The organism is Kribbella sp. NBC_01510, from assembly GCF_045040325.1.
GTDB lineage: Bacteria > Actinomycetota > Actinomycetes > Propionibacteriales > Kribbellaceae > Kribbella.
In genome coordinates this window covers 4,557,042-4,576,624 of the sequence record NZ_CP109418.1, presented here as the reverse complement: position 1 = coordinate 4,576,624, position 19,583 = coordinate 4,557,042, and the positions used below count along the sequence as shown (strand labels likewise).

The 19,583-nt window shown below is 65.9% G+C and carries 18 protein-coding genes and 1 tRNA gene; 12 read left to right on the top strand and 7 right to left on the bottom strand.

From position 1 onward, the window contains the following. Positions 1-444: 444 nt before the first annotated feature. The 4 genes from OG558_RS22950 to OG558_RS22935 all read right to left on the bottom strand — a co-directional run bounded on the left by OG558_RS22950 (position 445) and on the right by OG558_RS22935 (position 2,670). Positions 445-726, bottom strand: coding sequence for a hypothetical protein (locus tag OG558_RS22950; protein ID WP_405064792.1), 282 nt, complete (start codon positions 724-726; stop codon positions 445-447). A 776-nt stretch (positions 727-1,502) separates the two neighbouring features. Next, positions 1,503-2,102, bottom strand: coding sequence for a dihydrofolate reductase family protein (locus OG558_RS22945; RefSeq protein ID WP_405064791.1), 600 nt, complete (start codon positions 2,100-2,102; stop codon positions 1,503-1,505). 13 nt (positions 2,103-2,115) lie between these two features. Next, complete coding sequence (locus tag OG558_RS22940; RefSeq protein ID WP_405064789.1) at positions 2,116-2,253, bottom strand: hypothetical protein; 138 nt, start codon at positions 2,251-2,253, stop codon at positions 2,116-2,118. Positions 2,254-2,262: 9 nt separating this feature from the next. Next, positions 2,263-2,670, bottom strand: a complete 408-nt coding sequence (locus OG558_RS22935; RefSeq protein ID WP_405064788.1) for a dihydrofolate reductase family protein — start codon at positions 2,668-2,670, stop codon at positions 2,263-2,265. A gap of 111 nt (positions 2,671-2,781) precedes the next feature. Between OG558_RS22935 and OG558_RS22930 the strand changes: the two genes are divergently transcribed. After that, entirely contained in the window at positions 2,782-3,705 is a 924-nt protein-coding gene (locus OG558_RS22930) for a LysR family transcriptional regulator (protein ID WP_405064787.1), read from the top strand. Positions 3,706-4,270: 565 nt separating this feature from the next. Here OG558_RS22930 and OG558_RS22925 read toward each other — a convergent pair. Together OG558_RS22925 and OG558_RS22920 are read right to left on the bottom strand one after the other, a co-directional pair. After that, positions 4,271-4,729: a hypothetical protein gene (locus tag OG558_RS22925; protein WP_405064786.1), complete on the bottom strand. Its 459-nt coding sequence runs from the start codon at positions 4,727-4,729 to the stop codon at positions 4,271-4,273. Positions 4,730-4,841: 112 nt separating this feature from the next. Continuing rightward, positions 4,842-5,120 (bottom strand): helix-turn-helix domain-containing protein, encoded by a 279-nt coding sequence (locus tag OG558_RS22920; protein WP_405064785.1) that lies wholly within the window; start codon positions 5,118-5,120, stop codon positions 4,842-4,844. A 168-nt stretch (positions 5,121-5,288) separates the two neighbouring features. Between OG558_RS22920 and OG558_RS22915 the strand changes: the two genes are divergently transcribed. From OG558_RS22915 to OG558_RS22895, 5 genes are all read left to right on the top strand, one after another. Further along, entirely contained in the window at positions 5,289-5,813 is a 525-nt protein-coding gene (locus tag OG558_RS22915) for a VOC family protein (protein ID WP_405064784.1), read from the top strand. A gap of 41 nt (positions 5,814-5,854) precedes the next feature. Next, positions 5,855-7,189, top strand: coding sequence for a hypothetical protein (locus OG558_RS22910; RefSeq protein ID WP_405064783.1), 1,335 nt, complete (start codon positions 5,855-5,857; stop codon positions 7,187-7,189). A gap of 51 nt (positions 7,190-7,240) precedes the next feature. Continuing rightward, positions 7,241-7,936 carry a hypothetical protein gene (locus tag OG558_RS22905; protein ID WP_405064782.1) on the top strand — a complete coding sequence of 232 codons (696 nt, stop codon included), beginning with the start codon at positions 7,241-7,243 and terminating at the stop codon, positions 7,934-7,936. A 239-nt stretch (positions 7,937-8,175) separates the two neighbouring features. Beyond that, the gene (locus tag OG558_RS22900; RefSeq protein ID WP_405064781.1) at positions 8,176-9,408 is read left to right on the top strand and encodes an epoxide hydrolase family protein; all 1,233 of its coding nucleotides are present in this window, start codon (positions 8,176-8,178) and stop codon (positions 9,406-9,408) included. Positions 9,409-9,735: 327 nt separating this feature from the next. Beyond that, positions 9,736-9,840: transfer RNA gene (locus OG558_RS22895), tRNA-OTHER, on the top strand. A gap of 373 nt (positions 9,841-10,213) precedes the next feature. On the opposite strand, the gene OG558_RS22890 is transcribed toward OG558_RS22895, so the two are convergent. Continuing rightward, complete coding sequence (locus OG558_RS22890) at positions 10,214-11,215, bottom strand: LacI family DNA-binding transcriptional regulator (protein ID WP_405064779.1); 1,002 nt, start codon at positions 11,213-11,215, stop codon at positions 10,214-10,216. 213 nt (positions 11,216-11,428) lie between these two features. On the opposite strand from OG558_RS22890, the gene OG558_RS22885 reads away from it, so the two are divergent. From OG558_RS22885 to OG558_RS22860, 6 genes are all read left to right on the top strand, one after another. After that, entirely contained in the window at positions 11,429-13,021 is a 1,593-nt protein-coding gene (locus OG558_RS22885) for an alpha-L-fucosidase (protein WP_405064778.1), read from the top strand. Positions 13,022-13,212: 191 nt separating this feature from the next. After that, complete coding sequence (locus OG558_RS22880) at positions 13,213-14,517, top strand: ABC transporter substrate-binding protein (protein ID WP_405064777.1); 1,305 nt, start codon at positions 13,213-13,215, stop codon at positions 14,515-14,517. 13 nt (positions 14,518-14,530) lie between these two features. Continuing rightward, positions 14,531-15,469: a carbohydrate ABC transporter permease gene (locus OG558_RS22875; RefSeq protein ID WP_405064776.1), complete on the top strand. Its 939-nt coding sequence runs from the start codon at positions 14,531-14,533 to the stop codon at positions 15,467-15,469. Between the two features lie 25 nt (positions 15,470-15,494). After that, entirely contained in the window at positions 15,495-16,394 is a 900-nt protein-coding gene (locus OG558_RS22870; protein ID WP_405064775.1) for a carbohydrate ABC transporter permease, read from the top strand. Further along, positions 16,391-18,517 carry a hypothetical protein gene (locus OG558_RS22865; RefSeq protein ID WP_405064774.1) on the top strand — a complete coding sequence of 709 codons (2,127 nt, stop codon included), beginning with the start codon at positions 16,391-16,393 and terminating at the stop codon, positions 18,515-18,517. Before OG558_RS22870 ends, OG558_RS22865 begins: the two co-directional genes overlap by 4 nt. Next, a complete protein-coding gene (locus tag OG558_RS22860) occupies positions 18,514-19,572 on the top strand; it encodes an aldo/keto reductase family protein (RefSeq protein ID WP_405064773.1) in 1,059 nt (352 codons plus the stop codon). The genes OG558_RS22865 and OG558_RS22860 overlap by 4 nt, the downstream gene beginning before the upstream one ends. Positions 19,573-19,583: the final 11 nt, after the last annotated feature.

The window sequence follows — 19,583 nt, the reverse complement described above, 5'->3', positions numbered from 1 at the left end:
GCCTCCCGGGGCTGCGCGGGAGGCGAATCTGCGGGGCATCGAGCCCGCAGACACGACGCTGCCGCCCAGTGGCCGGGTGCGATCTGCACCCTCACCGAGATGCGCCCTCAGCAGCAACGAACGACCAGGACCACCGCGCCGTAGCATCGAACCGCGTCATGTGGCTGCTGCTGCCGGGAAGGTCGGCACGTCGTCAGGGGCCAGATCCAGCTGTGCGGGGATGTCTTGCGGGATCTGGGCGGTGCGCTGGGAGTAGGCGTTATCCGAGTCGTGCGGTATGGCCGGCATGGGGGCGGTCAGTCGGCCATGCCCGGAAGCGGCCGAGGCCAGCTAGCTCGTCTCGAGGGTGGCCACCGACCATGCCGCGACCTCCACCACCCAGGTTGAACACACTATCTCGACCGCCTAGCCGGACGCGCAACTTCACCTGCGCCGCAGGGATCGTCAGCGGGGGACGGCACCTGCGTCGTCGATGAAGTTGTAGATCGTGTAGACAACGCCGTCCAACTCGAAGGTCTTCTTACCCGGCAGCGCACATGCGACGCCGTTGTTGTTGCCCTGCTCATCGACGTTGTTGTCGGCCTGGTACGGCTCCGTTGTCACATCCCAGCGGATGTAGCCGCTAACCGGTGGCGGACAATGCCCTTCGGCCACCCCAGCCCACGCGGGCCCAGGCACTCCCAGCAACCCTGCGACAACGAATCCCCCAACCACGAACTTCCTCATGACAACCCCTCCCCTTGTCTCCTGCCACGCTCCTCCCGCTACGACACGTCGTCCAGTACCTGCGCGAGAACTCTTGAATTTCTACGGTTTGATTGAGCAACCTCTCGTCGAGAGGGGTTGCAACTCAGCCTCGGCAGCCAGCTCTCGCCACCGAGCCCTTCGACCAGGACCAGCCGGGCAGACCCCGGCAGCTCGCCACCATCCCCTGTTGCATCTAACGCAACATTGAATTACGTCGATTTCTTGATCGCGGAAGTATCTCGCGCCAAGGTCTGTCATGTCTTCGTCGAACCACGGTGGATGGACCAGGGCGACTCGGTGTACGCCGAAAGTCTTCAACGCCTGCGTGGCGGCGAGCCCGCTTGTCACAACCGGCACGCCAGCCATGTGGTGGAGGCGTCTGATCAGGTTGGCCTCGGCCGCGTGCCCGATCGCGTATCCGGACGTGGTTGAGGCGTGAGCGATGACGTCGACCGACGCCTCGCGAAGCGATGCGACGGCCGGCCGCAGGGCCGAGGGGGTAGCCAGCGCGCGAAGGTGCGCGGCCGCGGAAGGGGGCTTCGGATTGGGCACGGTGGTGTCAGGCCGTCGCGATATGCGCTCGATTACCACGTCGAGAGTTGCTGACGCCATTTCGGGGATCTCGACTTCGGGCCCCGACGCGGCATGCGGCGTCAGCACTCCAACCGTGAGCGCCGCGGTAGCCGCGTCGGTTGGTTGCCTGGTCCTGGTGCTGATTGTCCTGTGGTGCCGCACCCTGATGTCCCTCCCGCGGGTCACCGTGGAACCGGGAACACGAGGTGGGTGACCCGGTCGCCCTGGACGCATGCCGTCTGGTTGCCGAGCAGGACCTCTGAGGAGAGTTCGCCGAAGAAGGGCCGGTTTCCATCGCCCATCACCACCGGCACCAGGTCGATGGCCACATCGTCGAGCAACCCCAGTTCCAGGCACTGCCGGGCGATGGTCCCCCCAGCGATGGCGACGACACGATCGCCGGCGAGCTCCTGGGCCCGTCCGACCGCGGCCGCCACCCCGTCGGTCACGAAGGAAAACGGCGCGTCGGGGTGGGCCTCGACCCAGACCGTGGGCACCCGGTGTGTCACCACGACAACGGGGACGTCCAAGGTGTGCCGACCCTGCCAGCCCTCGGCCACATCGAACAGGGTTCGACCACAGACCAGCGCGCCCAGCGAGGACACCCACCGCCGCAAGTGTTCCGCGCTCGGCGGGGTGAGGTGGACGGTGAAGTCGCCGGCGGGAGTCGGGATCGCGACCTCGCCGTTTTGCATCCAGTCGAACAACCGGCCGATGGTGTTGTCCTGCTTGGCGACGTACCCGTCGAGCGACATGTTCGCCTGCGCCACCACCTTGCCCATGGTGCTTCCCTCCTCAGGTGTGCTGCGGCCGGTAGGTGTGTACGACGACGCCGTTGGGGAAAGGTGTGGCCTCGACGAGCGTCAGGTGCCGCGACTCCGGCAGCTGGTCGAACAACGCCCGCCCTCGACCCAGGACCAACGGCTGGATCAAGAGGCGGTACTAGTCGATCAGGTCCGCCGCTGCCAGGGCGCCGGCGAATCGAGCACCGCCCCACGCGATCACGTCCGGGCCGGACTCGGCCTTGACCGCGGCGATCTCCGTCGCGAGATCACCGCGCGCGACCCGGCTGACCGGCCAGGACGCCTCGGAGTCGCGGAGCGTCGTGGAGAAGACGACCTTCGGGATCTCGTTCATCGGGGCGGCGTACGGGTCGTCCGACTGCGGCCAGGCCGACGACATCTGTTCGTACGTCACCCGGCCCATCAGGTGTGCTCCCGCTTTGCTGATCCGGTCGAGCTTCCACTGCTTGAGCTCAGCACCCTCGCGGATCGCCATCCCGGGGAGCTCGCGGTCGCTGTCGACCAGCCCGTCCAGCGACATCGACATGTACAAAATGACGTTTCGCATGACTACCTCTCGTTGCTCGTGTCGCTCCGTTACTCCTGCCTCGACGGTCGCAGGCGGCCAAGCGGGCATCAAGGTCGGTCTCGGTCATCCATCGTGTAGCGTGACTTCGCGATGGTCGACATCGAGCTGCGAGAGCTCCGCCTGTTCCTCGCGCTGGCCGAGGAACTGCACTTCGGCCGCACCGCGGAACGGCTCGGGCTCACCACGTCGCGAGCCAGCCAGACACTGCGAGCCCTGGAGCGCAAGCTCGGCGGACGACGCTTGTTCGACCGCACCAGCCGCGTGGTCACACTGACCGCGGCCGGACACGCCCTCCACGACGAGCTCGCACCCATCGTGACCGGCTTGGACAACACGCTCACACGCGCCCGAGTGCGGGCGGCGGGCCCGGGGGTCATCCGCCTAGGGGTCCTCAACGCCGCGTCCGGAACCCTCGTACTGAACGAGGCGGTACAGCTCTTCGAAGAGGCTCACGACGGCGCCGCCGTGCGACTGGTCGCAACGCCCCTGAACGACCGGCTCGGGCCGCTCCGCCGACGCGAGGTGGACCTGTCGGTGACTCGGCTGCCTCTCGACCAACCCGACATCGTGATCGGCCCTCTGCTCTCCCAGGATGATCCCCGTGTGGTCACGGTGGCCATCGACCATCCACTCGCAGGTCGGCGCCACGTCTCGGTGGAAGACTTCGCGGACTACCCGGTGCGCAAGCCAGCCGACGTACCCGAGTTGGCGGAGGCCAGCTGTCCGAGCCACACGCCCAGCGGCTGCCCGATCGTGCCCTCCGACGTGGAAGTCAACGACATCTCTGAGCTGCTACTGCTCATCGCCCAGGGACGGCTGATCCACCCGACCGTGGCCCCGTTCGCGGAGCACTTTCGACACCCGGGCATCGCCATCGTGCCGGTTCCGGACCTACCACCCTCATCGACCGCGCTGGCATGGCTGAAGGGGTACGAACACCCTGCCCGCGACACCTTCGTGGCCACCGTCGAACAAGTCGTCGCGACACGCCCACTGCCCGCCCGGCGCACCTGATCCACCACAACACGACGCCGACAACGAGCCCGGCTTGACTTGTTCAGTGAAGGCTAGTTGACTGAACTCTTAAGCGCGCCGATGGAGGTCTTGGATCGAGCGTGGAGGCTGGAGAAGGTGCCGGGAGCCTACAAATCGAGTGCCTGGAGCGGGACTGGATCTCCTCCCACTGCGGCCGGGTGGGCTCGGCGAAGCGGTAGATCGTCAGGCCCGGCCAACCCCGTCGTTGCCCCCGAGCCGTGGCGATCGTGCCGCGAGCTCGGCGATCAGGTCGCCCGTGGTGATCAGCTGCTCCAGCTGGGACATCGACTTGTCCGCCTCCTCACCATTGGCCTCACACGCCGCTGAGGCGGGCTCATTCTACGTGACCCCGATCACATCACCGGCCAAGGGTGAACGGGTCTCGCGCGACAGTACGCCCGAGTCGTCGCCGCCTGTCACGAAGTCCCACGGCGGAGGAACGAGTCCTTCTTGACACAGAGGGCGGGCCATGAGCGGTCACGCTGTGCCGTCCATGTCAGTGGCATGTGCCGACTCACCAGCGTCGTCGACTCGCTCTGAGGAATCAGGCTCCATCGGGGTGGCGCTCCAGCTGGACAGCAGCGCGAGCTTCTCCTCCGAGGGCGAGCCCTTGTCGGCGGGTGTAGACGATCACGGTCTGTCCGTGATCACCGGGCAGCGGAAGGGCCTCGTAGTTGAGCTGCATCTCGCCGACAGCCTCGTGGAAGAACCGCTTGATGCCGTGGGTGTGCTCGAAGAGCCGGTAGTCGGCCCAGAGCCTGGCGAACTCCGGGGAGGACACGCTCAGCTCGCCGACCAGCTGGACGAGCCGGTCGTTGCAGACACCGGCGACCGCCGCAGCCCGCAGGATGGCGACCATCTCAGCGGCGATGTCCGCCCAGTCGAGATAGACCTGCTTCGCTCGTGGGTCGAGGAACATCCAGCGCGCCATGTTGCGCTCCCGGATCGGCATGGCGTCGAAATCGTCGAGGAGCGCCTTGGCCGCCTGGTTGATGCCGAGCACCCTCGAGATGGGGGCCGTGGATGACCGCCGGCACCGGGTCGAGCGCGTTGATCATCGCGAGTGCCGCGGGCCGCGCCTTGACCGTCGGCGCGGGCCGGGGCGTGTGGACGCTCTAGGAGCTCAGCAGCGACCGCAGGTGCTGGCGCTCCAGCTCGTCCAGACGCAGCGCAGCCTCGACCGAGGCCAGCACCTGCTCAGAGATGTTGCCTACCCGGCCCTGCTCGAGCTTTGCGCAGTAATCGACGCTGACCCCAGCCAGGATGGCGACCTCCTCGCGCCGCAGTCCCTTGACCCGACGGTGCGAGTGCGAGGGCGGCAGGCCGACCTCCTCGGGGGTCAGCGACGCCCTCCTGGAGGTGAGAAAGTCGCGCAACTCGCGACTACCGTGCATGTTCACCATTATGCCGTCGGTCGACCGCAGGAGCGTGGGCGAAGGTGGCTCGCTGAGTACCAGGATGAGCCGTACCAGGCATCGCCTTCTGTCGGCGGTCCGACGCGGCTGGAATCGAGGTATCGACCGGTCGCACCGTGCGACCGGCACAGACACAAGGACCATTGGATGCCTCTGCCCCCAGCCCCGGCGATTATCACCACCTCGCCGTTTTCCTCGATGCGCGGCCATCACGCCGCGATCCGCTACCCCGACTTCGAGGCGGCCCGTTCGTTCTGGGTCGACACGATGGACTGGCGGATCCTGCAGACCTGGCCCTACGGCGACCTGACCCTGGCTTACGTGATGCCGCCCGAGCAGAACGACTTCCACCTCGAGATCTTGGCCGGACCAGGCGCCGGCGCCCAGACCCTCTACCCCGATGTCGACGCCTGCCTGTCCGCGCCGGGCTTCAACCACGTCTGCCTGTCCGTCGACTCGGTCGACGACACCCTGGCGGCCCTGCGCGAGCGTGGCGTCGACGTCGTCAACCCACCCTTCGAGATAGACGACATCAGCGCCCGCCTGGCCTTCTTCCGCGACCCATGGGGCAACATGTTCGAACTCTCCGAGCGCACCGGCCCGAACGACCACGGAGCGATCTCTTTCGCCCGCCCGTTGGCAGGCTGGCTCGACTCTTCCCAGACATCATGAAGCGGTCCTCCGGGTTGGATGACAAACGCGACGAGGTACCTGTGGCGCAGATCGCTGGGCGGAGCGCTGCAGGCGGCGAGGAGCTGACGCTGGCTTCGGCGTGGCAAGCGATCAGCGGTGACGGGTTTACCGACGACTTGCTCGCATGGCCGCCTGACGTGTTCGCGCTCACCAATGTGCTGCTCGATCGCTCGGAGGCGTTCCGTTTCGCGTTGGCGCCACCGGCGGGGGCGCAGTGGCCGCCGGCCGGTGCGGATGACTGGTCCGCTGCCGTGGTGGACGCGGGCCGGGAGTGGAGCGCGTGGGTCGAGGATCCTAGAGGTTCGCTGCCGAGCATGGTGGCCGAGGAATGGGCTATCGCACTGAAGCACGCCGATCTGCCGCTGGCCGATCTGGCGGCCGGCCACGATTGGCGGGCCTGTCAGGCGCTGTTGTCGCTGCATGCGATGGCCGACGAGGCGTGCGCCGGGCTTGGGAGCGCCACCGAGCGCGCGGAGGGACCGGGCGCCCGGTATCGCGCTCGGGCGCGGGAGGTGCTGGCAACGACGGGATCACTGGCGCGAATAGCGCCGCGGCGGGTGCGTGTGCTGCCGAAAGTCCGTACGCCGCCGAGCGGGCGAACCGCGTTCTCACGCTACGCCTCCGTGCGGGGGGCCGGACCCGAGGCATCCTGGCACAAGACGCCGTCCCGTCACCTCGGGACCGATCCGCGGGCGGAACATGTCAACTTGTTGTTGCTGCCCTGGCCGCTGCGGATCCGCGCGTCCGACTTCCGCGCCGTGGAGGGATCGGTGCAGCGGCTGGAGCGCGACCCATTCGGATTCTTCGAGTTCGCCCCCGCCGAGCGGCTCGACCTGGACCTCGTGGATCGTGTGCTCACCGCGGCTCTCGAGGAGGTCGACGACGTCGATGTCGTCGTACTGCCGGAGGCCGCCATCGATGAGACCGAGATCGAGGACCTCGAGGCCGTCCTGCGCCGGCACGGGGTCACCTGTCTCACCGCAGGGATTCGTCAACGCTCACCAGGCCCGTGCCAGCTCCCTCGCAATGGGGTGCATATCGGCGTGGATCCAAGGCTGCGCAAGGGCGCAGGGCCGCCCGACGGCCCTCACCGGGAGTGGTTTCACATCCGCCAGAACAAGCACCATCGGTGGTCGCTCGACGAGAACCAGATCTACCAGTACCACCTCGCAGGTGCCCTGCACCCGCAGGTGCAGTGGTTGGAGGCGATGGACGTACCGCCTCGCTCGCTGCAGTTCGTGTCGCTCGGCGAGGAGATCACGATCGCCTCGCTCGTGTGCCAGGACCTGGCAGAAACCGACGAAATCGCCGACGTCATCCGGGCCGTCGGCCCCACCGTGGTGTTCGCGGTCTGACTCGACGGACCGCAACTGGCATCTCGATGGGCGGCGCGGTACGCGAGCGTCTTGGCCGACGACCCAGGATCGGTGGTGCTCACGCTGACCTCGTTCGGGATGGCGCAGCGAAGCCGCCCGCCGGGTCACGAGGCCTCTTCGATCGTTGCGCTGTTGAAGGACGCCGACCAAGGGTTCCGCGAGATTCCACTCGAGCCGGGCGCGCAGGCGGTGCTCCTGACGGCAAGCGGCTCGCACGCGACCCGGCGTACCGCCGACGGCCGCCGACCCGTCGACACCGGCACGCACTACTTCGGCACCGCCGTGCACCAGATCCGCGCCTCCGACGCCGGCTCGAAACCATCGGCGGCCGAAACCCGGGCTCCTGTGCCCCGAGTCCTTGACGTCGACGACCTCACGATCCTGACCGGGTGGGCCGAGGCGGTGGCAGAAACCCTCGCCCACGCTCCCGAGCGCATCCCGGCACTGGTAGCAGATCTCCGGCCGGGCGCACCGTGGCGATCCGAGCTCGGGATCGCAGAACCCTCGCAACGCCTCGTCGGGGCGATCGAGTCCCTCAATCACACGATGCAAGCGGCCGCGCGGACAGCCGGCACACCGACATTCGACGCCGTGCTGGCCGCCGTCCGCGAAGACCGGGCGGACGAACAGCCACTCGACGAGCTCGTGCGCGCCGTACTGCGATCCACCCTCGAGCAACTCCGCTCCCGCCAGGCGGCAATGCCCGAACGACCTGCCGCCTCTTGACACACAGGGACCGCCACCCGACGACGCCTGGAGTCCGCCGCGAAGTCTCCTCGACCACGGCCTGCCGGACATCGTCGGGTACACCCCAGCCGACGTCACGACCGGACAGCTCGACCCTGAGGGCGAAACGATCCTGCGCCGAAACGCGTACGGCATTCACCCCTCAGGGATGATCCGTGTCGTCCCAACGCAATGTCAGCCTACTGGGATGCCTTCACCTGCGCTTCGGGAGGTCTATCGTGGCACCGACTACTGAGCAGCGAGCCGACGCGATCCGTCCGTTCTCCGTGGCTATACCGCACGAGGCTCTCGATGATCTGAGGCGTCGCCTTGCCGCGACGCGCTGGCCGACCAGGGAGCTCGTCGAGGACCGCTCACAGGGCGTGCAGCTGGCCGCGATGCAGGCGGTCTGCAGCTACTGGGCGAACGGTTACGACCTAGGCCGGGTCCAGGCGCGGCTGAACGCGCTGCCGCAGTTCACCACCGAGATCGATGCTGTGGGCATCCACTTTCTGCACGTGCCGTCGCACCACGACGACGCACTGCCGCTGATCATGACGCACGGCTGGCCCGGCTCGGTCATCGAGCTGCTCGATTCCATCGGACCGCTCACCGACCCGACCAAGTACGGCGGCACCGCCCAGGACGCGTTTCACGTGGTGCTACCGTCCCTGCCCGGATACGGCTTCTCCGCCGAGCCGGCCGAGGTCGGCTGGGACCTCGGCCGCACAGCTCGCGCCTGGGCAGAGTTGATGCACCGCCTCGGCTACACCCGCTTCGTGGCGCAGGGCGGCGACGTCGGCGCCGGCGTCACCGACGCAATGGGCCGCCAAGCACCCGACGGACTGGTGGGCATCCACACCAACCTCCTCGTGCCCGCACTGAACGACCCCGCCGCCCTGCCTTCGGGAACCGAGCAGGAACGTGCGGCGCAGGCGGCGATCAAGACGTTCCAGACCAGCGGCAACGGCTACTTCGTTGAGCAGTCCACCCGCCCGCAGACGCTCGGCTACGCGCTCCAGGACTCGCCCGCAGCCCTCGCCGCCTGGATGCTCGACCACGACACCGACGCCTACTACAAGATCTCCCGGGCCTTCGTCGACGGACAACCCACCGGCAACCTGACCCCCGACCACATCCTGGACAACATCACGACGTACTGGCTGACCGGCACCGGGACCTCGGCCGCACGGTCGTACTGGGAGGCATACGGTCCCGACGCACCCGCCGCGCAGAACCAGACGCCGCCACCCCCGGTCCAGATCCCGGTCGGGTTCACCACCTTCCCCGGCGAGATCTGGCAGACACCGCGCAGTTGGGCCGAACAGGCCTATCCCACCCTCAACTACTTCCATCAGGCCGAGCGGGGCGGTCACTTCGCGGCGTGGGAAGAACCCGAGCTGTTCGCGGCCGAACTCCGGGCCGCATTCCAACCGCTGCGGGCAGACAGCATTACCGAGCCGAGTCGCTGATCCCGGCTCACCCACACGCAACAGGATGTCCCGAAGAAGGAACCTGCCGCTCCTGGCGGCCCCTCCGCAGGAGGTTCTGCTTGCCACGCCTCGCACGTCGAGCAACGAGCGCCGCCAACCCGCGACCCGACCCGTATGCAGTGCAGTTCCGCACCGAAAGAGTCCCGGCGATTCCGAGACGCTGAAGATCCCTAACCGACTGGTTTCCCGACGAAGGTACCGCTCGTCGGCACGCACGCTATTCGGCTGCCATGTGCCTGCGTCGGCCGGCGGCAGCACGGGTCGCCAGGCTTCAAGCTGGCACAAATCAGTTGGCGGACATGTGTCGCGCCGCTGCGGGCGGATCACTGTGCTGAGTGATTCTGCCCAGCAAGCCAGGCGCAGTCTCCGCTGCAAATCAGCGGGTTCGGGGTTCGAGTCCCTGGCGGCGCACAACAGCCCAGGTCACCAAGGTGACCTGGGCTTCTTCATGCCCGCTGCATCCCTTTTACGTCACTCTCTGCTGGAACTTGGCCATCGGGTCCGGCCTCACCTCACCCTCACGGCCGATCGAGCGAGCCGGTCGATCTTCACCTGATCGTGACTGTGCGTCACGTCACATCAGTTCGCATCGTTCCCGGATACCCGGATTCTCGGTGACGAGCACATCGAGCTTTCCGGCGTGTCCCTCAATCGTGCTGAAGAGATGATCCAGGTCGGTGAGGTCGGACATGTCACTCACAATCGCCGTCACACCAGTGCCGCGATTGTGAACAGGCACGAACTGCAGGACGCCGGCAGGCGTACGGTGAACGGGGATCTGCGCTCAGTCGTTCACTCGTTCGACTGAGCCGCCCGGTACGAGTTGGGCGGGGAGGAATCGCACAACGGGCGACCGCGGTAGAGGGGGGCCGGAGCCATCGAGTCGTCGGCGCAGCAGATCGGCGGCGCTCGTCGCGATGTCCTGGGTGGGCTGGGCGATGACGGTGAGGCGCGGCACCGTGGCCTGAGCGAGCTCCGCGCCGTCAAAGCCCACGAGCGAGATGTCGCGTCCCAGCCGAAGGCCCGACTCGTTGATCGCGATCAGGGCACCGAGCGTGAGCTCGTAGTTGGCGCAGAAGATTGCGGTGGGCCGGTCGCGCATGGCAAGGAAACCACTGATCGAATCATGTCCGGTACGGACGACCAGTGGACCGCGCGCCTCGTACTCCGGGGACAGGACAACGCCCGCCTCCGCGAGCCGCTCGGTGAAGCCCGATGCTCGCAGGCGCATGGTGGAGACCGAGGGATGCCCGGTCACGATCGCGATGCGCCGATGCCCGTGATCCAGCAGGAGGCGAGCAGCCATCGCGCCCGCACCAGCATTGTCGAGGAAGACCCCATCGGTATGGAGTTCGTCCGCCGCCCAGTCGATGAGCACCACCGGCACCCGCTGCATTGCCGTGCGGAGGGGCTCGATGTCGTGAGCGGACGGCACGGCAATGATGCCGTCCACCATCTGGCTCAGCAGCAGTCCCACCGTATCCTCCTGGCCAGACGGGCTGGCGGCAACGATGACGTTGATGCCGGCGGATCTGAGGGCAGCCTCGACTCCAGCGATGATCGTCAGATGGAAGTCGTTGTTGAGCGCCGGCAGGACGACGCCGATGGTTCCCGATCGCCTCGACCGTAAGCCCCGGGCCATCGCATTGGGCCGGAAGTCGAGCGCGGCAGCGGCAGCCTCGATCGCAACGCGATTCGACTCGAGCACGGTTCGGCCGTTGAAGTACTTCGAGATTGTGGCAAGAGACAGACCCGTCTCGCGCTGGATGTCCTTGTAGGTGGCCATCCCCCTCCTCTCATCCGCGCAGGCTGTCGACCAGGAGCACGAATCGTATCGTTTCGTCGGCTCCAAGTAAGTACATGACGCGACCGAGCGCCGCGAAATCTCCCGCAGATCTGATCGTAGACAGGGCGAAACGTTACGTGCTAACTTGCCTGACAAGCTGACTGGTGAGTCGAATATGCAGTCGCAAACGACAGCTTCGACGAGGAGTATCTGGTGTTGATCGAGTCCAATCCCGTGGCGAATGCCAGTGCCGAGGGCAACGCAGCTGATCGCGTCGAGTGGTTCCGCGACCTCGGGCTGGGGTTGTTCATCCACTGGAGCGTCGATACGCAGCTCGGCTCGGACGTGAGCCATCCGCTCGTCGGCGCGTCCCAGGATTTTGTCGAGAGGTACTACGACGAGCTCCCGCGGCGCTTCCGTCCACGGCGCTTCGACCCCACGGAATGGGCCGAGCTCGCCGACCTCGCGGGGATCCGATACGTGGTGTTCACCACCAAGCACCACAACGGGTTCTGCATGTTCCGCACTGCCACGACCGAGCGCCATGTGGGCAACACCCCGTTCGGCAGGGACACGACCGCAGAGATCCTCGATGCCTTCCGGGAGCACGGAATCGCCGCCGGCGTTTACTTCTCACCGGACGACTTCGCGTGGCTCTGGGAGCACGACATGCCGATCCAGCGGTCGATTCCGAGCGTGCAACCGGCCGCGAATCCAGGGCTGATGGAGCTGGCAAAGGCCCAGATCACCGAACTGCTCACCGAATTCGGCCCGGTTGATCTGGTCTTCTTCGACGGCGAGGCCGAAGGTCTACGCGAACATGCGTGGGCGACGGACCCCGGTGTCGTGGTGACTCGCGGCGCGCTGCCTACCCCCGAGCAGTACATCCCGGGCCAGCCGATCGACGGTGCCTGGGAATCCAACCTCACCATGGGCACGCAGTGGACCTACAAGCCGACGAACGAGAGCTACAAGTCCGGAACCCGTTTGATCGAGATCCTGATCGAGACCCGGGCCAAGGGCGGCAACCTGTTGCTCAACATCGGCCCGAAGCCGGACGGAACGATTCCGGTCGAGCAGGAGGCACGGCTCCAAGAGCTCGGACTGTGGATGTTCGTCAACCGGGAGGCGATCTACGCCACCCGCCCATGGGTCGTCACGAATGAAGGCGAGCTCTGGTTCACGGCATCGAAGGACGCCAAGACCGTGTACGTCGTTGTCACCGGCGAGCGCTGGAAGTGGGGCGAACGGCGGGAGTTCGTACTCCGATCGATCAAGGCCACCGAACTCACCGAGGTGTCCATCTTGGGGCAGAGCGGACAGCTGATGGAGTACCGGCCGGAGCTCGACGTGACACCGCGTTGGGAGCAGACGGAGGCGGGGCTCGTGGTCTCGGCTCTGAACGCCCAGCGGCTGTACAACGACAAGAAATGGCCCAACCCGGTCGTCATCAAGCTGACCAACGTGGACCCGGCCGCCGAGCCGACCCGGATCTCTACGGTGGACGCCTCGTGGGAGGAGGTCAGCTCAACGGTCTCGGTCGGGGTGGCGGTTCTGGCCCGCGGGTCGTCGGAGTCCGTGCTGCTCGGAGCGGAGTACCAGGACATCACCGGCATGGACACCATGGAACGCCCGGACGAGTGGACACCTACCGAACTCGTCGCCGAGGTGGACACCGGCGTACGTGCTGTATTCCCAGCGGAACCCGGCCGGCTTTATGCCGTCCGTGCGCTCGGCCGGACCGCGCTTCTCGACGTACGCGGCCCGGAGCTGAAGATCCGCACATCAGGTACAGCGAGCAACTGACGCCTCTCAGGCTCGGCATGAACACGGTTCGACATTGTCATTGAGGAGGAATGATGCATGTACCAAGCATTCCTGCAAAAGCGGGATTGAGCCGGCGCACGTTCTTGCGGGCGGCGGGTGCAACCGCGTTTGCGGCCACCGGGGCGAGCGCCCTCGCAGCGTGTTCGTCGTCGAGCCCGACCACGACCTCGTTGGTCGAGTCCAAGCTCTACCCTGCCGCAGGCGCCCAGAAACTCAACGACAGCTTCGATTGGGGGAAGTCGGCCGTGGCCGACCCGAAGTCATCGGTGACCATCACGGTGGCGCATTCGTGGTCGCCGGCGGACTTCGTACGTCAGCAGCAGTTCGACTACTTCTTCCAGAAGCGCCATCCGAACATCAAGATCGTGGCCGAGAACGCCGGTGACAGTTCAGCCGACTACTTGAAGAAGTACTCGAGCCAGGCCGCGGGCGGCAGCCTGCCGGACGTCATGTACAACGGGTTCGGCTTCGCGCAGAACTTCATCGGTTCGGGTGCGTTCCTGGCGCTCAACGACTACATCTCCGCCGAGCCCGGCTTCGATCCCTCGGATTTCGCCGACGTGTCGACCGGGTATTACAAGCGCGACGGAAAGCAGTATTCGGTGCCGTACGACTGCGGACCCGTCATGATCTACTACAACAAGAGTATTTTCTCGAAGGCGGGCGTCGACCTGCCGAGTGCGAGCTGGAAGTTCGACGACCTGCGCAACGCGGTCCTTGCGACGACCAGCGGCCAGGGCGGCTCCAAGATCTTCGGCCTGTCCCTGCCGGTTACCCCCGCGGACACGTTCTGGGACCCGGTGCGCCTGGCTCCACTCGGTGGCCACTATCTGAGCGACGACGAGTCGCAGGTCCTCCTGGACCAGCCCGAGTCGATCGCCGCAGTGGAGTGGTGGGTGGACATGTACCTGCAGAAGGGTGTGTTCCCCTCTCCGTCGGAGTTGCAGGGGTTGTCGCAGGCCGACGCCTTCACCCTCGGCCGGGCCGCCATGAAGGTGGACGGATCCTGGGGAGCCCCATCGCTGCGCGAGCAGGCGAACTTCGAGTGGGGCATCGCGGACTGGCCGGCCGGCCCGAAGGGCCACTCCACGGCCGCTGTCGGCAGCGCCTACTCGATCACCACCAAGAGCGGGAACAAAGACGCGGCCTGGATCTACCTCAACGAGTACCTCTCGACGTCGGGCCAGGTGTTCATGTTCGCCAGCACGGGCAAGGGCAACATGACGAGGAAGTCGGCATGGCCGGCATATCTCAAGTCGGAGGCTGCGCCGGAGGGCGTCGACGCCATCTACCGCGCGCTCAACACTTATGCGACCAGCAAGGGCGTCGTGTTCGGTCCGGCGACCCCGCAGATCACCAATGCGGCGACCCCGATCTGGGATCAGGTGATGGGAAAGTCGCTCGGCGTCTCCGACGCGTGCAAGAAGATCGCGGCGACGATCCAGCCGCTCCTGAAGAAGAACGTCGCGGGCTGAGACAGGAATCGGTATGGCACAGGCTGCACCCGCACTCGAGACGAGGACTCGACGGACTCGACCGAACCGGCGCACCAGCAAACTGGCGCGCCGCGAGGCGCGAGCATTCTACGGCTTCGCGTCTCCGTGGATCCTCGGCTTCATCCTGTTCGGTGGCGGCCCGGTCGTTGCCGCACTCCTGTTGAGCTTCGCCCACTGGTCGCTGCTCTCCACGCCCAGCTGGGCAGGCCTGGCGAACTACCGCAAGATGTTCGCAGACCCCCTCTTCTACAAATCGATCGTCAACACTGTCTACTTCGGCGCGGGCTCAGTCTGCCTCGGGGTGGTCACGAGTTTCCTGCTCGCGATCCTGCTCAACCAGAAGGTGCGCGGCCTCGGGTTCTTCCGCACTGTCTTCTACCTGCCTTCTGTCGTGGCCGGCGTCGCCACAGCCATCCTGTGGGTCAACATCCTGCAACCAGACTCAGGCCTTATCAACAGCTTCCTGAGGTTCCTCGGCATCAAGGGACCGGGCTGGCTGGTGGACGAGCACTGGGCGATCCCCGGTCTCATCCTCATGTCGGTGTGGGGCGCGGGCAACACCATCGTGATCTACCTGGCCGGTCTCCAAAGCATCTCCCCCACGCTCTACGAAGCTGCCCGCCTCGACGGCGCCGGATGGTGGAACCGGTTCTGGAACGTCACCGTTCCGATGATGTCGCCGGTCATCTTCTTCAACGTCGTCACGAGTCTCATCGCCAGCTTGCAGGCCTACACGCTGGTCCTGGTCATGACCGAGGGCGGACCGAACAACGCGACTCTGATGCTGGGTCTCTACATCTACCGTCAGGCGTTCGAGTACTTCGACATGGGCTACGCGGCCGCCCTGTCGTGGGCGATGTTCGCCCTCATCGGCGTTGCGACCGCCCTGCAGTTCGTTCTCGCTCGCCGCTGGGTCCACTACGACGCCTGACCCGACCATGGATCGGAGCTCCACCATGACCTTGACAGCGACGCGGCCCAGCCAGGCCCGGCCGGTGCAACCCCGGCCCCGCACCCCCAGCCAGACCTCCGTCGCGCGAGTCCAGAAGACGAGCACCTACATCCTGCTGATCGCCGGCACCGCGGTCTTCGTCATCCCGTTCCTGTGGATGTTGACAACCTCCCTGAAAACTGCGCAGGAAGTGCTCGCCTACCCGCCCAAATTGCTGCCGGCCACGCCACAGTTCGACAACTATCCCACGGCGTGGACCTCGCTGCCGTTCACCACGTTCCTCATCAACTCGATCATCATCACCGGCCTGTCGGTGATCGGGAACCTGGTGTCGTGCGTGCTACCCGCGTACGCGTTCGCCCGCCTTCGGGCCCGCACCCGATCCGCGATGTTCGCCCTCATGGTCGCAACCATGGCGATCCCCGCCGAGGTGACGCTGGTGCCGACGTTCATCATGTTCAGCAAGTTGAACATGGTGAACACCTACTGGCCGCTGTTCCTGCCGGCCTGGTTCGGCTACGCCTTCTTCATCTTCCTGCTGCGCCAGTTCTTCCGGTCCATCCCACAGGAGATCACCGACGCTGCCGCCATCGACGGCGCCGGTCACCTTCGCACCCTCTGGTCGATCTTCCTGCCGATGTCCAAACCAGCGATCGCGGCCGTCGCCATCTTCAGCTTCGTCGGCAACTGGAACAACTTCCTCACACCGCTCATCTATCTGCGGACGCAGAACAACTTCACGCTCGCCCTCGGCCTCAGCTTGTTCAAAGGCCAGTACGAGACGCAGTACAACCTGATGATGGCGGTCGGGATCATCTCCCTGCTCCCGATCCTCATTGTCTTCTTCCTCGCACAACGGACATTCGTCGAAGGCGTGCGGCTGAGCGGACTGGGGGGCCGATGAGCACCGTGTATCTCGTCAGCGAAGTGCGGTCACCCCTTGTGGACTTCGGTCTCGCAGAGATCCGCCAGGCTCTCCAGACAGCCGGCCACGATGTCGTCGGTCCTTCGCCGGTGCTCCGCAACGACCCACGTCTCACGCCGGTGATCGTCGTACGAGCAGCCGGCTCGTACGACGAGGTCGACGCGTTCATCGCCGGAGCCGACGGCCGGCCAGGCCCGACGTACCCGGACGAGTCCTTCACCATCGCCGGCGACGGGAGCCGGATCGTCATCGAAGCCGCCCACCCCCGCGGTCTCCTGTACGGCTGCCTCGAGGTCGCCGACCTCGTCCGGGCGGAGAGATGGGCCGATGACGGACTCGAGGTGACGAAATCGCCATCGCTCGCGGTCCGCGGCGTCAAGTTCAACCTGCCGTACGAGCCGTACTCCAACGGCGATCCGTTCAAGCAGAACCTGGAGACCTGTTTCGATCTCGAATTCTGGCGAGACTACCTCGACGAGCTCGCCCGCAATCGCTACAACTGCCTGAGCTTGTGGTCGCTCCACCCGTTCCATCTGATGGTGAGCTCTCCCGAATTCCGCGACGCGAATCCTTTCACCGACGAGGAGATCGCCGACCACGAGAGGTTCTTCCACGCGCTGTTCGGCCACGCCCGCGATCGCGGTATCGACATCTATCTGTTCACCTGGAACATCTACCTGCCCGAACCGGTGGCTCGTGGCCTCGGCCTGCCGGCCGCCTTGGCGAACAGCAGCGAAGGCACCGAGACCATCAATCGCTGGGATGCTGCGCGCGCCAGGCAACGCGCCCCACAGGTGTCGGCCTACTACGAGGAGATGATCTATCGCCTCCTCATCACCTATCCCGAACTGGACGGCATCGGCACCAGTGGTAGCGAAGCCATGAGCGGGACGGGCAGCGAGAAGGAGCAGTGGGTGGTCGACACCTACCTCCGGGGAATCGAGCGGTCGGGGCGGCGGGTGAAGTTCCTGAACCGCACCAATATGCAAAGCACCGCCGACATCATCGCCCTGGCGAAGCCGAGGATAGACCCGAGTCGCTTCTACATCAGCTGGAAGTACTCGATCGCGCACTGCTACTCACATCCCCGTCCTGCCTTCGAGGACTTGATCCACGCGTGGGACGGGGTGGATCTCGAGGAGACACAGCTCCTCTTCACCGTGCGGAACGACGATGTCCACACGCACCGCTGGGGTGACGTGGAATACGTTCGGGAGTATGTCCGCGGGATAGTCGAGAAGACCTACGTCCACGGCTTCTACTGGGGCGCGGACGGGTATCTCTGGGCCCGTGACTTCCAGCATGTCGACCACGGCCACAAGGCCTGGCGCTGGGATTTCGAACGACACCGATTGCAGTTCCAGCTTTGGGGCCGGCTTGCCTATGATCCCGACACCGCTTCGGAGGTCTTCGAACGCTTGGCGCGAATCGACTACGGCGACGACGCTTCGAACCTGTACGAAGGGCTCCGGCACGCGTCGAGAATCATCCCCGCGGTCAATCGACTGTGTTGGCGGGACCTCGACTTCCAGTGGCATCCAGAAGGATGCCTGACTCGCGACCACGGGCTTCGGACCGTGCTCGACTTCCTCGACAGCTCTCCCATGCCGGGTGCCGGGACGCTGGGTATCCGCGAGTTCGCGCGGGCCGAACGACGCGGCGAAACGTCTGCCGAGACTCCCCTCGACGTGATCGCAGTACTGACCGAGGAGTCACGCGCGGCCGAAGAATTCGCAGCGGCGGCAGAGGACCGCAACCCGGAATGGCGAGAACCGCTCGCCACCTGCGCCATCCTCGACCTCCGAGCCACGGCTGCACTGGGCAGGTACTACGCGGCGAAGATCGAGGCAGCATTGGAGCTGGCCCGTGCCGAGGAGCGCGGGGAGCCGGAGCGCGCCGTACGGTCGGCCGAACTGCTCGACGAGGCAGTCGAACACTGGACAGCCCTCGGCTTCTTCTGGAGTCAGCACTATCGGCCGTACCAGATGGCTCGCGTCGACCGAATCTTCGGCTACCCCTTCTACCTCGACGACGTGCGCCGCGACGTGCACCTTGCGCGCAGTTTCGGGGACAACCTTCTACTAGGAGAACTCACGCCATGACGTTCCTGCCGACCGAGGTTGATCCTGGTCTGGTGCCCTCGCGGGTGCTCGCATCCGGAGCACCTATCCCCCCGATCGGAATGGGCACCTTCGGCTCCGACCGCTATTCCGCGGACGAGATTGCTACCGCAGTCGCGGGGGCAATCCGCAGCGGCTATCGCCTCATCGACTGCGCCGCCGTCTACGGCAACGAGTCGGAGATCGGCGTCGTACTGGAAAGCGCCATCGCGGAAGTCGCACCTCGCGAGGACCTCTTCGTCATGTCGAAGGTCTGGAACGATGCGCACGCCCCCGCAGATGCAGTGGCCTCTGTCCACGAGTCCTTGCGACGGCTTCGACTGGAGTACCTCGACGCCGTGTTCGTGCACTGGCCGTTCCCCAACCATCACCCGCCGCACGCGGTGGCCGAGATGCGCGACCCGCGGGCCACGCCGTACGTGCATGAGCGGTACATGGAGATGTGGCACGCTCTTGAGAACCTCGTCGACGCAGGTCTGGTGCGCCACCTGGGCACGTCGAACGTGACGATCCCGAAGCTCGCGCTCATCCTCCGGGGCGCTCGAATCGCTCCCGCTCTCATCGAGATGGAGCTCCACCCGTGCTTTCAGCAGCCGGAGTTGTTCCGGTACGCCGTTGACCACGGCGTCCAGCCAATCGGCTACTCCCCCTTGGGCTCGCCATCACGTCCCGAGCGCGACCGCAGCGAAGACGATCTGGTTGACGTGGATCACCCCACCGTCCGTCGCATCGCACGCAACCATGGAGTGCATCCGGCCCTCGTCTGCCTGAAGTGGGCCGTCACGCGCGGTCAGATCCCCATCCCGTTCTCTGTCAAGCCGGAGCAGTACGCCGCGAACATCGCCGCCGTCCTGTCCGACCCGCTGACGCCCGCCGAGATCGAGGACATGCGCGGAGTCGAACGCAACAACCGCCTCATCAAGGGACAGGTGTTCCTCTGGGAGGGATCGGAGTCGTGGCTGGACCTGTGGGACGTCGACGGCACGATCCCGGGCTGGAACGGCTACGGATCCCCGCGCGCCCAAGACGACCGCTGATCAGGGAGAGA

Excerpts from the sequence above, each read along its gene's own strand:
- OG558_RS22950 (WP_405064792.1), bottom strand. The coding sequence starts at position 726 with ATGAGGAAGTTCGTGGTTGGGGGATTCGTTGTCGCAGGGTTGCTGGGA.
- OG558_RS22945 (WP_405064791.1), bottom strand. The coding sequence starts at position 2,102 with ATGGGCAAGGTGGTGGCGCAGGCGAACATGTCGCTCGACGGGTACGTC.
- OG558_RS22935 (WP_405064788.1), bottom strand. The coding sequence starts at position 2,670 with ATGCGAAACGTCATTTTGTACATGTCGATGTCGCTGGACGGGCTGGTC.
- OG558_RS22930 (WP_405064787.1), top strand. The coding sequence starts at position 2,782 with ATGGTCGACATCGAGCTGCGAGAGCTCCGCCTGTTCCTCGCGCTGGCC.
- OG558_RS22920 (WP_405064785.1), bottom strand. The coding sequence starts at position 5,120 with ATGCACGGTAGTCGCGAGTTGCGCGACTTTCTCACCTCCAGGAGGGCG.
- OG558_RS22915 (WP_405064784.1), top strand. The coding sequence starts at position 5,289 with ATGCCTCTGCCCCCAGCCCCGGCGATTATCACCACCTCGCCGTTTTCC.
- OG558_RS22890 (WP_405064779.1), bottom strand. The coding sequence starts at position 11,215 with ATGGCCACCTACAAGGACATCCAGCGCGAGACGGGTCTGTCTCTTGCC.
- OG558_RS22875 (WP_405064776.1), top strand. The coding sequence starts at position 14,531 with ATGGCACAGGCTGCACCCGCACTCGAGACGAGGACTCGACGGACTCGA.
- OG558_RS22870 (WP_405064775.1), top strand. The coding sequence starts at position 15,495 with ATGACCTTGACAGCGACGCGGCCCAGCCAGGCCCGGCCGGTGCAACCC.
- OG558_RS22865 (WP_405064774.1), top strand. The coding sequence starts at position 16,391 with ATGAGCACCGTGTATCTCGTCAGCGAAGTGCGGTCACCCCTTGTGGAC.
- OG558_RS22860 (WP_405064773.1), top strand. The coding sequence starts at position 18,514 with ATGACGTTCCTGCCGACCGAGGTTGATCCTGGTCTGGTGCCCTCGCGG.